Origin of the sequence: Kitasatospora sp. NPDC089913 (genome assembly GCF_044748625.1) — a bacterium.
Lineage (GTDB): Bacteria > Actinomycetota > Actinomycetes > Streptomycetales > Streptomycetaceae > Kitasatospora.
The window spans coordinates 93,191-106,370 of sequence record NZ_JBIVGI010000013.1 but is presented as its reverse complement, the minus strand read 5'-3'; the positions used below and the strand labels follow the sequence as shown (position 1 = coordinate 106,370).

Below are 13,180 nucleotides of genomic sequence, written 5' to 3'. Positions count from 1 at the left end.
CAATCCCGAACAGGCCCGTCTGACCCGCTCATCGGGACGGGTGCCGTCACGCTCTGAGACGCCGTTGTCGTAGCGGTCTTGGGCGACGTGGGTCCGACCGGTGCGGATCGGTCGGGTGATTCTGCCGCGTGCCGGGCATGAAGACAGGGCCCCTGGTTCAGCTCGAGGTCGTCGAGACCGTGAGCACGCCAGGAGGCTGTTGCCGCAGCTGTACGCTCTCGCGCCCGTGGGTTCCGACTCGGTTGCCCGTGAGTGCGTGTCTCGCTCACCGGTCCGGGAACGCGGCGGACCGACCGCACAGGCGGCCGAAGCGCCCGTCGGACATGACGGATGCCGAACGGGCCGTGGTCCTCGATGTGTTGCCGGTGCCTCGTGGACACCTGCGGGCTGCTGCTGTCGGTGCTGGTCACCGCGGCTTCTGCCACCGACCGCGACGCGGCCCGGACGCTGCCGGCCCGGCTTCGCGCACGGCACTGGCGCATCACCCCGGTCCGGGCCGACGGCGGCCGCACCGGACCGCTGATCGGCACCCGCGCGGGGCGGGTCGGCTCAGCCGGCGAGGCAGCTGACGCCGGTTACCGGGTTCAGCGTGCCCACGAAGTTGAGCGAGCTTCCGCAGACGTTGAGCGGGATGTGGACGGGGACCTGTACCTGGTTGCCGCTGAGAATGCCTCTCCCGCTGAGGACGAGCGCGCCGTGTGTCGCGCCCGCGCGGTTGGCCTTGCCCGAGGCCGCGTGGGGATCGGACAGGTTCTCTGCGGCGTGGTGGTCCTCGGCGACGTTCAGGTGGCCGGTGTTGTAGTCGTAGCTGAGTTCGCCTTCCCCTCCGGCGCATTGTCCGGATAGTGGACGTGCCTCCGAGGGTGCCCAAGACCGTTTTTGATCAGCGGTCTTGTTGATTCGTGCGCATGTCAAGGGTCGTATTGAGACGAAGGGGTCGACTGAGTGTGGACCTCTTCCTGTGGTGCCGCTTAGCGTCGCTCAGCAACCCCGCCTGTCGCAGATGGTGACGGGCAGCCCACGGTTGGCGGCAGCGACGTGAGTGTGGAGATCTACTCGACCGACACCGACTCCGGTCAGATCTCGGTCGTCCGAATGAACGGTTCGTCCGAGCACGAGGTGGTGAAGGAGACAGCCGTCGGCAATGCGCGGTGCGGGAGCGTGAAGTTCACCCACGGCGGGCGCGGCTCCGTTTCCACCACGGTGCCCGTGGTGGACCTGGAGTCCCGTACCGGGCCGACCCGGGTCGCCGTCGGACGGGACCCGCGGCACATGGGAATCAGCAAGGACCGCGGCTTCGCCTACGCGTGCGTCCGGGGCTCGGGCTACATCGCTCGGGGTTCCGGGAGCCGGCGGCCGCGCGATCGCTCAAGGTCGGCTACGGCCCGTGCGGCGCCTCGGTGTTCGACTCGACGAAGGTCGAGTTCGACGCGGGCGAGCTGAACGAGGCGGCCGCCCGGCTCGGCCGGGCCCCGACGGCCGCGAAGTAGACACGGCACACCGATCCGGTGTCCGGCTCCCGGCAGGCCTCCGTCGGCAACGGCCGACGCAGGCCTGCCCACCTGGTGAAAGGTTGAGGGCTCTTGCCCATCGAGGTTCGTTTCCACCAGCTCCACCCGTGGGCGCTCCCCCCGCGCCGGTTCGAGGTCGACCGGCGGGAGACCCGCGAGCACGCCGAGGTCCTGCGCGAAAGCTTCCGCTTCGTACGCGCGGACCGTCGGCCCGAGCACTGCGCGCCGTGGGGCATGGGACAGGAACCGGGATGGCGGGTGCAAAGCCCCGTCGACGTCTCGCTCACCCCGCTCGACCGGACCGAGCCGAACAGCGCCGACGAACCGGAGGCGGCCGGGCGGGCGGTGAACCGGACCGAGCTGTGGCAGCGGGAGAAGTCGCACCCGGCGGTGGAGAAGATTTCCTGGCTGCACCTGTACCGGTTCAGGACAGAACGCGGCTGGGAGAACACCCTCCTGGCAAACGGAGTCGGCACCGTCGAGTGGTGCCTGGGCTGGTTGGCCCAGATCCCGCTGCGGCCCACCGCACCCCTCACCCTGAGCCGCGGCCGCGAGACCGCCCGCATCGTGCTCCCGCACGCCGACTCCCTCCAGGCCCGCAGCCCCTACGGGGAGCCGGCGCAACCAGGTACCGAGGGAGAGCCGCGTGCTTGAACTGTCCTTGTCCCAGGCCCGGATGATCGCCGTGACGACGCAGGGCCTGCACAGCGGGTCGGCGCCGCCGACCGCCGAGGAGACACTGCGCCGGCTGGGCCGCATCCAGCTCGACACGATCAGCGTGGTCCGACGCTCCCACGAACTCGTTCAGCTGGGGCGAGGCGTCCCGGCCGTGGAGGCCCGTCGGCTCATCGGCGCGGCGGGCGCTCCCGTGCTCTTCGAGTACTGGGCACACGCCGCGTCCCTGATCCCGATCGGCCTGTGGCCGCTGTTCGCCTTCCGGCGTCGGGGCTACGCGGACGACGGATGGACCGGCCCCGTGGTCGACCCCAGCGCCGTCGACCACGTCCGGGCCGTGCTGGCCGAGCGCGACGCGGTCACCATCACCGACCTGGGCGGTGCCCAGGGCAGCGGCAGGGAGCGCTCCTCGGCCGACAAGTGGGCCCTGGAATGGCTCCTGGCCACCGGCGAGGCAGCCGTCGTGCGCCGCAGCCGCTGGCAGCGCGTCTACCAGCGGGCCGAACTGGTCGTCCCCGCAGCACTCCTGCACGCCGAGCCGGACGACGCGCACTGCCTGCGCGCACTGGCCGGCCTTGCTCTGCGGGCACTCGGTGTCGCCACTGCGGACGACGTCGCCGACTACTTCCGGCTGCCGCCCCGCAAGGTCACCGCGTGCCTGGCCACGCTGGAGGACGCCGAACCCGTACGCGTGGAAGGCTGGGAGGAGCCCACCTGGATGTCCCGCGAGGCGGCCGGCGCCCCGCCGGCCGACCCGGACCTGTGCACGCCCCTGTCCCCGTTCGACTCCCTCCTCTGGCACCGCCCCCGCATGCGGCGCCTCTTCGGCGTCGAGTACCTGCTGGAGGCGTACAAGCCCGCCGCCAAGCGGGAGTGCGGCTACTTCGGCATGCCGGTCCTCGCCGGGACCACGATCGCCGGACGCATCGCGGTACGCGTCAGCAAGGGCACCGCCGTCGTCGAAGGGCACCAGCTCGCCGACGGCCACGACCCCGCCCACCTGGAACGGGCCCTCGCCACCGCCTGCCGGTGGGGCGGCGCCGACCAGGTGCCCGCCCTCGACCAGCCGCAGCCGCCCGCCGGAGCAACCCCGTGAATCCAATGACCCTGTCAAGCTGGGCCGGTGACCTGCTGTGACCGGTTCAGATCCCGGTGGAACCGGCGCGGGCCGAGCGACTCGGCCGCGCCGGAGGGAGCGGGCGCCGGCAGCACCAGGCGCTCGGGGCGAAGCCGGGCCCTGCCCCGGGCCCGAGCAACGCATGGTCACCGCACGGCGGCTCTGCTGCCTGCGCGGTCGGACATCATGTCGCGCGCGACTTTCAGTGATGCGATCATCACGCTGGGCGGCCAGTCAAATGGAGTCCGACACCGCCTTCCCGACACAGGAGGTTCAGATGCTTTCCATCCGCAAAGCTGCGGCGACGGCCGCCACCCTCGCACTGTGCGGCGCGAGCGCTCTCATTGCCGCCACCCCCGCTCAGGCAGAGACCACCATCAGCTGTGACCGGCTCGAGTTGCTGGGGCGCTTCCCCGACGGCTCGATCGTTGAGATCACGGGGCGAGGGAACTGCGAGCCCGGCGTCCCGGCCTCCCTGATGCCCGTCAACCTCAAAGACCGACGCACCGGCGCTCGGTTCAGCTGCTCCAGCGCGACCTCCGAACTCGGCGTCGTGGTCGGGACACAATGCAGGAGAATCGAAGGATAACGGGCAGCGCGGCATCCGAGTGGGCCTTGCCCTTCCCCGTCCGGAGCTCCAGCGTTGCGGCAGGCGTCACCGCTCGTGCCGCCGACCTGCGCAGCGAACTGTCGGACACCACCACGGCGTCCTGCGCACGATGCACCACCGCCGCTGCGGGTCGCAGTGGGAATTGGCAGGGTCTTTCGGGTGATACGAGGTGTAGGTGGGGGCCTGTCGCCCCGGAAGGGACCGGTCGTGTCCGATACTGCGGGCGCCGGGACCGCATTCGCTCCCCGGCACCGTCCACACGGAGCCCGGCCGGTGCGGGAAGCCCTGCTTCCGTCCGGAGGCTCCGCGGTCTCCCCGGAAAGGGTTTCCCATGTCGCGCAGAGCAGTGTTGCCCAGCCGTCTCCGCCTCACCGCGATCCTCCCGCTGCTGTCGGCCGTGGCCGCGACGGGCCTCGTCGGCGCGACGCCGGCTCACGCGGCGACCATCACCTGCACGGTCAACGGAGTCCCCGTCAGCGGCTCGACGATCAACGGCACCGAGGGCGACAGCGAGATCATCTGCCCCGCGATCCCCCGTGGGGTCACCGTCAACGGCGGCGGTGGCAACAACACCATCAAGGTCAACGTGGGCGGGGCCCAGTATGAGGTCGGCAACCGGGGCACCATCAACGCCGGACGCGGCGACGACGTGATCATCGTGGTGGGGGGTTCGGGAGCCACCGACGGTGCCCCGGGGCTGGCCGGGAACACCGGGGAGATCTACGGCGGGGGCGGCAACGAGACCGTGACCGTCATCGGCGGCAACGGCGCGAACGGCCAGGACTCCCGCCACAGCACCTGGGGCAACTGCGGTGACGGCGGACGCGGGGGCATCGGCAACGACGGGCACATCAGTGCCCACGGCACCGTTACCGTGACCGGCGGCAACGGCGGCAAGGGCGGCGACGCCTCGGGATTCCAGGATTGCGACGGCGGCCACGGCGGCGACGGCAACAACGACCGCATCATCGGCAGCGGCACCGGCAGCACCGTCCGGACGGTCGGGGGCGACGGCGGCGACGGGCAGTCCACCGGCGAGGGCGGCAACGGCGGGCACGGCAACGACGGCCACATCACCATTGACAAGGGCGTCGCCGGCACCGAGGCCGTCCGGGCCCTCGGCGGAAACGGCGGCAGCGGCGGACGGACCGGCAACACCTACGGCGGGGGCGGCGGCGAAGGCGCCGACGGCAACAACCGCACGATCGACATCCACACCGCCGGCACCGCCTACGTGCGGGGCGGCAACGGCGGCGACGGACACCCCGGCGGCACGGGCGGGAAGGGCAACGACGGCACCGTCACCACCGTACCCGCCGGCAACTACCAGGCCCCCGGCGGGACCGACGGCCGCTCCTAATGATTCCGAGCCCGACGCCGGGCTCCGCGCGCACCCTGCTGCCCCGGGCCGCCGACTCCACCGCCCACGGCCGATTCACAGGCGGCAGGGCCGCGCCGGACCCTCAGGGGGCGGGAGGCCGTCCCCGCCTGCTCGATCCTGACGGCGAAGACCTTGTCGTCCGGACGGCCACCCCACCTCGCCCGACCGGACTCGGCCGGCCCTTCACCCGGCAGGGTGGCACAGGAGTCAGTACTGGGTCCTGAAGCTGCCGACGGTCTCGTCCGGCTTGGACATGTGCGGCGGCAGGGGATTGAAGGTGTCCGTCCGACAGTTGCCGTCGGGGAACAGATTGATGGTCCTGTCGGTCCGGTTGATGATCAGAGTGTGGGCACCGAGGCCGCGGTAGCACTGCCGGGGTGCCAGGTTCCAAACGCGCTCGTTCTGGCCGTCCTTGTTCTGCATGATCACGACGCCGATGACCGCGGAGGCGGTCGTGGCGTTGACGAAGGACAGGGCGAGGACGCCGGCGGTGACCGCGGACGAAGGCGAGAGTCAGCAGATGGAGCCAGTCGATCAGGGTCAGGCCGACCGTGCTGGTCACCACCGTGTTGACCTGCATGTTCAGCATCACCACGAACAGCCCGCCCCCGAGGATGCCCATGCGGCTCTGCAGCGAGTCCAGCCGCTCCGCCATTCCCAGCCCCTCCGCGTGGGCGGGCAGCAGGAAGGTCGCGGTGACCACGAGCACCATGAGGAACAGGGGCCCGGTGAGCTTCCAGAACACCGTGGGATCGTCCCTCGCCAGATCGATCTCCACCCGGATCCGGCTGTAGGTGCTGGTGGCACCCTGCGGCAGCGTGGCGTCACCGAAGTTGGTGGGGAAGTCCTGCTGCGCGGGTGTCACCCGGAAGCCGGTGATGCGCCAGCCGGCCGGGCGGATCTCCTTGTTGTAGGCGGAGTTGGCCGTGTCCGGCAGCATCTCGAACTGCCGGCTCTCCACCGCCGCCGTGACCACGACCTCGATCCGCTGCCGGTCGAAGGGAAACGCCCGCACGTCCCAGGGCTGCCGGAAGGTGCCCTGAAGCAGCATCAGGTCCCGGAACCTCCCCGCTTCGGAGGTCAGCGCGGGATCGCCCTTCTCCGGACTGCTCGCGTTCGTGAACGCGGCCGCGGGCAGGGGGTCCAGCTTCGGATCCGGACAGACGGACCACAGGTACAGCCGCGCGGAGAAGACGCGCTTCGCGGGATCCAGATCGTACAGATCAGCCATGTACGCGCCGATCTCACAGCTGGGCACGGACGCCGCCTCCGTCGGCGCAGCGTGCGCCGTGGACCGCCCGCCCGATACGGCGCACGAGAACAGCGCGCCCAGACCGGCGATCACCACGACGACGACCGCGGCGACGCGCCGGGGCACGGGCCGCTCCCGGCGCCCCGTCCTCGACCGCCCCGTCCTCGACCGCGCTGCCCGTCCCGCACACTCCTCACCCATATGTCCATTGTTCTTGCCGACGCCCCATGCTCCTTGACGACGCCCCGACGCCCCGACGCCCCGACGCCGGCCACGATCCAGGCGCGACGAGGAACGACGTCGCGGCGGCGGTAACGGCGGTGACGGCAACAACCGCCGGATCGACATCCTCGTCGCCGGAACCGGGTACGTGCAGGGCGGCAACGGCCGCGACGGACACCCCGGCGGCAAGGGCGGCAAGGGCAACGACGGCACCGTCACGACCGTACCCGCAGGACAGTACGGTGCCCCAGGCGGAACCGACGGCCACTCGTCCTGACCCACCCGCGATCCGGTCGGCTGCGGTGGACCCCGCGCCGGGGGGCTCAAGGTGAACGGAAGGACGGAGCTGGTCGCGGTCGCTTCCCGCTCCTGGCGTGGCGGCTGCCTCGGCGAGACCGAGACCCGCACCGGCGCCGCCACCAGCCGCACCGACGACGTGGCCGGCTGGATCCAGCAGGTCCGGGCCGCGGCCCGGGCTGGAGGGCCCAGGCCCCGGTCCGCTCCGGCGCAGCCCTGTTCCCCGGTGTCAAGGGCCGTGAGCACGACCGGGATCAACTTGACACCCACGTCGTCGTCCTCGCGTGCCTGGGGGGCGGGGGCCTTGAGCCGGGGGGGCGGTGGTCTCCGCAGGTGCGGAGACCACCGTCCGAGGTCACTGCCGGAACGCAATCCTCTGGTCAGATGCGGTCGGCCGCGATGAGCACGTACTGGAAGGAGCCGTCCTTGTAGGACTCGATGAACGCCTCCTCGATGCCGGTCACCAGCGAGGTGGTGTTGCGCAGTTCCCAGTAGGGCAGGGTGTCCGGGGTGAGGTCGATGACGGCGTTCGGCACCAGGCGGTTGTCGGCCATCGCCCGCAGGTACTCGCGGCGGGAGTGTATGTTGCACTCGAAGTGGGCGTTGATCCGGGAGACCCACTTCGACGGCTGGCCGTGGCGGGGGTTCCAGCAGCCGGTGACGGTGACGTAGCGGCCGCCGACGCTGAGCACCCGGGAGTGCTCGGCGAACAGGTCGTGCAGATCGACGTACATGCTGGACTCGTTGTTCCAGGAGCCCGCGACCGTGCCGGTCCCGACCGGCATGTTCAGCATGTTGGCGACCCGCGAGCGCACGAAGTCGGCGATGCCCAGCTCGGCGGCGCGCTTGTTGCCGAAGTCGGCCTGCTGGGTGGAGAGGGTCATGCCCTCGACCCGGCAGCCGAAGCGCCGGTGGGCCATCACCATCGAGCCGCCGCGGCCGCAGCCCGCGTCGACCAGGGTGCCCGTGGAGGGAATGTCCCCGAGGTGGTCGAGCAGCACGTCGGCCTGGGCGGACTCCAGACGGTGCAGCTCGGCGATCACCTTCCTCTCCCGCTCGCTGTCGGCCGGGTCGCCGATCGCGGCCAGGTCGATCTCGCCGATGCCGTAGTGGTGGTGGTAGAGGCCGTCGACATCGCCCAGGCGAAGGTTGACCGGGCGCGCCTCGTGGTCCCAGTAGCGGGCGATGTCGCTCTGGTAGGCGGTCGCCGGGCCGGGGATGGCGCTACTGGGGGTGATGAGGTCGTCGGTCAGGGACATGTGGGTCAACTCCATTGCCTTCAGCGTTGGTTGTCGAGAAGTGGGGATCGCACATCGGTGCGTCACCAGAATTCGTGCACGGGTGCAGCGGTGGATGTGGCCCGGTGCCAGTAGTCGCCTGGCGGGCAGAGCTCGATCCCGTCCATCGTCCAGGCCTTGATTCCTCAGGTTGAGCACCTCCCCAGGACCGGTGTCCGGCTCGCCGACCGCCCAGCGGCAGCCATCGAGGCGCTGCGCCACAGAGTTGTGGACGTGTCGGTGCGTCTCGGTCCGCTCGGTGTACCGGAATTCCTGACGGCCGGCAGGATATTGGTCCTGTCGACGCCGGCGGAAGTCGGCAAGTCCCACAATCGGATTTATACCGCCCGTTTTTCTTTTGCAAGGACTGTCAGACGCCCTCTGGCAGTCGTATGTGCTCGTCCTGTTTAATTCAGGCGTTGGCCGCCGATCCGGCGGTTCGAAGCTGCCGTCGTGCCTCTGATCCGCCGACCTGGGGAGCACATGGGCGGGCGGCCGAACCAGGAGGATGCCACCGATGCGACGCCACAGCCGATTGCGCGCCTTGTTCCTGACCCTGACCGCCACCTGCGCCACTGTCGCGGCCTGGCCCGCCCAGGCACAGGCCGCGCCCAGCGCCATCGGCGCGCCTTCTGCAGCTGCCGATACCGTCGGGCCCGTCCAGCTGCGGTACACGGGCAGCGGCAGCGGGCCTCTCAACATCGCCCAGCGGGCGGCGACCGAGGAGGCGCTGTCCAAGGCCGCCGCGACCGGCTTCAACGCCGCCCAGTGCCGACTCACCAACGGCGCGGACCACGCCCAGGTCGGGAACTACTGGTTCTCGGTCAGGGAGTACACCTGCGTCGGGGAACCGGCCGTGACCGCACCCCATCTGAACCTCTACCGCTACTTCAAGCCCTACAAGGACCATGTCAGCAGCGTCTGGCACGTCCCCGACGGCTACAACCGCGAAGGCAGCCTGGGACTCCTCCACACCACCCCGACCCCGGGTACCGGCCCCCTGTACCTGTGCGTCGTCCGTGGGGACAACTTCCTCTCACGCGATGTCAACTGCGAGGGTCAGCAGTACGTGACCCGGCTCGGCTGGATCTACGACGCCCCGCCCGCAGGCGTGGCGAACGTGCCGGTCTACCGCTGCCTGGTCAACGGCGTCCGGGAGCTGTTCGAGTCCAATGACCCGAACTGCGAAGGCCAGATCATCGGTGGGCCCCACGGCTACGCACTCCTCGGCTGAGCCTTGGTGAGGCGGGCTCGGAGTGGGGGGTTCGCCCTTTGCGGTCCCGCGTCCAGCGGATCTGTCCAGCGCGTGACGCCGGCCACTCTTTGAGTGAAATCGGCCTCAAGCAGGCTCCGCAGACACATACATCTATTTTTGCGGGGGGGGTGCTGCATAACCCCCACGGGTCCTTCTGTGATTGGACACAGGTGGGCCCCCTCCCGAAAGAGGGGGCCCACGAAAGTGCTTCCGCCAGTAGGTCAGGGTGATGCAGCCAGGGCGACCGGCTTCCCCTGGAGTCCCATCCCAGTCAGAGTTGACTGCGCCAACGTCTGCACGTTGACTGCTCGGGGACGAGACGGCTGCGCACGGACGGTTCCCCCCTTGGTCGAACGGCCGGGTGGGCGCCACCGGCGGAACCAGGTTGCCAGGTTGCCGGTGCCGCCCACCCGCATGCTGCTACAACTGGTCCGGGCCCGTGGACCGTCGCGGCGTTGAGGCACACGACCGGCACCGGACACCGTCGGTCAGCACGGCCTGACCCGCGGAAGCCCACCGGCGAGACGCGCGCCGGACACCGGGCTCCCGCCCCCACGTTGAGCAGGAGTACCCGCTGACCAGCCCCGGCTTCCCGCCCTATTCCTTCACCACGCCCGCGCCCTTGGTCGACGGTGATCACCGGGGTTGCCGAGAGCCGTCGCCGACAGCCTCAGCAGGTCCTGGCTCGGCGAATCGGCCGTCATCTTGCTGTACAGCCCCCTTGCCGCCACTCAGCAGAGCGATCGCGCCGAAGCAGAGATGTGGCGCAGGCGGGACCCGGCAGTCCGCCAGGCTGGGGGCGAGCACGGCAGGCCGCGTTCAAGCCGCGGAGATGGTCCTGGCCCGTTCGCGGGCCCAGCTCTCTGCTGACAGGACGTCCTCGACGGTCAGCGAGGGTCCGTTTGTCGGTGTCCCGTGTTCGGAGCAGACCTTGGCCACCGTGTCCACGATCTCCGTGAATGCGAGCCTGCCCTGCATGAACGCCTCGACGCACTCCTCGTTGGCCGCGTTGAATACGGCCGGCGCGGTCCCGCCGAGCTCGCCGGCCTCGCGGGCCAGGCCGACGGAGGGGAAGGCTTCGGTGTCGAGAGGGAGGAACTCCCAGCTCGTGGCCTTGGTCCAGTCACAGCCCGGCGCCGCGTCCGGCACCCGGTCGGGCCAGCTGATGCCCAAGGAGATCGGCATCCGCATGTCCGGCGGACTGGCTTGGGCGATGGTGGAGCCGTCGGTGAACTCCACCATCGAGTGGATGATCGACTGCGGGTGGACGACGACCTCGATCTGCTCGAAGGGGATGTCGTAGAGCAGGTGTGCTTCGATCACCTCCAGGCCTTTGTTGACGAGGGTGGCTGAGTTGATGGTGATCACAGGCCCCATCGCCCAGTTGGGGTGGGTCAGCGCTTGCTCGGGAGTGACGCCCGCAAGCCTGTCCCGGCTCCACCCCCTGAACGGGCCTCCGCTGGCGGTCACCACCAGCTTGCGGACCTCCTTGCGGGTTCCGGCCATCAGGGCCTGGAAGAGCGCGGTGTGCTCGGAGTCGATCGGTACGATCTGCCCCGGCTTTGCGATCGCCTTGACCAGCGGGCCGCCGACGATCAGCGATTCCTTGTTGGCCAGTACCAGCACCCGCCCCGCGCGCAGCGCGGCCAGCGTCGGTGCCAGGCCGATCGAGCCAGTGATGCCGTTCAGGACTGAGTGGCACTCCATACCTGCCAACTGCGTCGCTGCGTCCGGACCGGCCAGGATCTCCGGCAACTGCCTGCCGGCGGGGGAGGCAGCTGCCAGCGCCGTGTGCAGTGGTCCGGCCGCATCCGCACGGGCGACCGCAACGACTGCGACGCCGAGCCGGATCGCCTGCTCGGCGAGCAGCTCGATCCGCTCGCCCCCGGCCGAGAGCCCGACTACCCGGAAGCGGTCCGGGTTGCGCAGTACGACGTCGATGGCTTGGGTCCCGACGGAGCCTGTGGATCCGAGGATCACCAGCTCCCTGGGGCAGTCGGGGCCGGCCGTGACCGTCGGCTCGAAGCACAAGTGCGGGCTGGCGAGGAGAGTCATATCAATCCTTTGTCATGCCTGGTGAGGTGCGGTGGGCGAGCTCGAGGGCGAGCCGGAACCGCTCCTCAGCCGGTGGCGCGCTGCGGCGCGGGGCGCCCGGTAAAGAGGTCCAGGACCTCCTGTACGGGTGGTTGGTCGACGTGGGGGGCGAGGAGGTCCCGGAACCGGTCGGCGACTCCCGGTGGCAGGTTGCCGGCGCGCTCGACGGCGTGGCGGGCGGTGGCTGCGGCTTCCTCGAGTCGGTCGGCGGCCAACTGGGCTTCCACGACCAGGCACAGGTCGATGACCGAATAGGGGGTCGGGGGCCGGTGCGAGGGCGTGCCGTCACCCGTCAGAGCGTCGAAGCAGGACAGTGCACGCATCGGCTGCCCCAGGTGCAGCCAGGTGGTGCCGCGCGAGAGGGCGAGGTATCCCTCGTCGATGCTGGCGCCCGTGGGGTCGGCTTCCGGGTCCCACGTCCGAGGGCTCGCGGCGAAGGCGCGTTCGGCGTGTTCCAGGGATCTCATGCTGGTGGTGGGTTCGCGGAGCCGAGCGAGGGCGAGGGCCCGATGGGTGTGCAGGAGGACGGCCAGTCGGGGGGTGGGGCGGGGGACGATGGTGCGGGCGGCCCGGAGCAGGGAGAGCACGTCTTCGGGGTGACCGCGGCAATGGTGCCTGAAGCAGAGCTGTGTGAGGAAGGCGGCGACGTGGCGGGAGGCCCCCGCGGCGGCGGCGGCGTTGATCGCCGCCAGGTTGTAGCGCTCGGTCCGGGCGTCCTCTCCCAGGGTGTAGCTCGTCCAAGTGCACAGTGTGGCGGTGCGGGCGGAGAGCAGGAGCAGCCGCCTGCCGGTGGCGCGGTCGTATCCGCCGCGGGTCAGGAGGTCGCCGATCAAGCGGTGTTCGGTGCGCGCGGCCAGGTGGAGGGCGTCCGGGGAGACGGGGGTGCCGGTCTCCAGTTCCTCGAGGGCGCGGATGCGGGCCTCGGCCCAGGAGAGTGTTTCGGGGGCGATGCGGGGGCCATCGCGCTCCGGCGGGAGGGAGCCGCTGTCAAGGGCTGCCACGGCGCCGCGGATCAGGGCGCCGAGGGAGGCACCGGTGGCGATCGGGCCGGAGCTGCGACTCCCTGTCGTGTCTGCGGCGAACCGTGAGAGGGCCATGGCACCGAGCGGGCTCCACGGCTGCTGGAGGAGGTGGTGGTCGCCTGTGGCGACCATGAGCCACTGCGGCCAGCCCAGGCGGAGCACGAGGTCGTTGTCCACCTGGTGGATGCGGGCGATGGCGAGTTGGGCGCTGAACTCCGGGGCGATTCGGCCGGATTCCCAGCGGGACACCTTCTCCCGGCGTGCGGCCATCTGTCCGTGTCCGAGCTCCGCGTGCGTGCGCGCTATCAGTTGCGCGTACGCGGTCTGCGAGAGGCCGGTCGAGGCTCTCAGTGCGGTAAGGGGGTGTGTTGCCATCTCGGTCCGTCGGGTCTGTGTGCCGGGCGCCTCAAAAGTGGGTCGGCATTGAGCAAATTGTTCACAAAGACTGGTGAACCTAGCGCGTGGTC

At 70.4% G+C, this 13,180-nt stretch carries 10 protein-coding genes; 5 read left to right on the top strand and 5 right to left on the bottom strand.

From position 1 onward, the window contains the following. Positions 1 to 549: 549 nt before the first annotated feature. Complete coding sequence (locus ACIPYS_RS20995) at positions 550 to 915, bottom strand: chaplin (protein ID WP_400747958.1); 366 nt, start codon at positions 913 to 915, stop codon at positions 550 to 552. Between the two features lie 668 nt (positions 916 to 1,583). Between ACIPYS_RS20995 and ACIPYS_RS20990 the strand changes: the two genes are divergently transcribed. The 4 genes from ACIPYS_RS20990 to ACIPYS_RS20975 all read left to right on the top strand — a co-directional run bounded on the left by ACIPYS_RS20990 (position 1,584) and on the right by ACIPYS_RS20975 (position 5,273). After that, complete coding sequence (locus tag ACIPYS_RS20990; RefSeq protein ID WP_400747956.1) at positions 1,584 to 2,165, top strand: hypothetical protein; 582 nt, start codon at positions 1,584 to 1,586, stop codon at positions 2,163 to 2,165. Then, positions 2,158 to 3,282: a DNA glycosylase AlkZ-like family protein gene (locus ACIPYS_RS20985; protein WP_400747954.1), complete on the top strand. Its 1,125-nt coding sequence runs from the start codon at positions 2,158 to 2,160 to the stop codon at positions 3,280 to 3,282. Before ACIPYS_RS20990 ends, ACIPYS_RS20985 begins: the two co-directional genes overlap by 8 nt. Positions 3,283 to 3,580: 298 nt before the next feature. Beyond that, positions 3,581 to 3,892, top strand: a complete 312-nt coding sequence (locus tag ACIPYS_RS20980; protein ID WP_400747952.1) for a hypothetical protein — start codon at positions 3,581 to 3,583, stop codon at positions 3,890 to 3,892. 352 nt (positions 3,893 to 4,244) lie between these two features. Next, entirely contained in the window at positions 4,245 to 5,273 is a 1,029-nt protein-coding gene (locus ACIPYS_RS20975; RefSeq protein ID WP_400747950.1) for a hypothetical protein, read from the top strand. Positions 5,274 to 5,376: 103 nt separating this feature from the next. Here ACIPYS_RS20975 and ACIPYS_RS20970 read toward each other — a convergent pair whose 3' ends face one another. Both ACIPYS_RS20970 and ACIPYS_RS20965 read right to left on the bottom strand, forming a co-directional pair. Next, positions 5,377 to 6,672 carry a hypothetical protein gene (locus tag ACIPYS_RS20970; protein ID WP_400747948.1) on the bottom strand — a complete coding sequence of 432 codons (1,296 nt, stop codon included), beginning with the start codon at positions 6,670 to 6,672 and terminating at the stop codon, positions 5,377 to 5,379. A 773-nt stretch (positions 6,673 to 7,445) separates the two neighbouring features. Next, positions 7,446 to 8,339 carry a geranyl diphosphate 2-C-methyltransferase gene (locus ACIPYS_RS20965; RefSeq protein ID WP_400747946.1) on the bottom strand — a complete coding sequence of 298 codons (894 nt, stop codon included), beginning with the start codon at positions 8,337 to 8,339 and terminating at the stop codon, positions 7,446 to 7,448. 520 nt (positions 8,340 to 8,859) lie between these two features. Between ACIPYS_RS20965 and ACIPYS_RS20960 the strand changes: the two genes are divergently transcribed. Continuing rightward, the gene (locus tag ACIPYS_RS20960; protein WP_400747944.1) at positions 8,860 to 9,576 is read left to right on the top strand and encodes a hypothetical protein; all 717 of its coding nucleotides are present in this window, start codon (positions 8,860 to 8,862) and stop codon (positions 9,574 to 9,576) included. Between the two features lie 840 nt (positions 9,577 to 10,416). Here the strand turns inward: ACIPYS_RS20960 and dxr are convergent. Further along, positions 10,417 to 11,652: a 1-deoxy-D-xylulose-5-phosphate reductoisomerase gene (dxr, locus tag ACIPYS_RS20955; protein ID WP_400747942.1), complete on the bottom strand. Its 1,236-nt coding sequence runs from the start codon at positions 11,650 to 11,652 to the stop codon at positions 10,417 to 10,419. Positions 11,653 to 11,717: 65 nt separating this feature from the next. Beyond that, complete coding sequence (locus tag ACIPYS_RS20950; RefSeq protein ID WP_400747940.1) at positions 11,718 to 12,983, bottom strand: hypothetical protein; 1,266 nt, start codon at positions 12,981 to 12,983, stop codon at positions 11,718 to 11,720. Between the last annotated feature and the right edge of the window lie 197 nt (positions 12,984 to 13,180).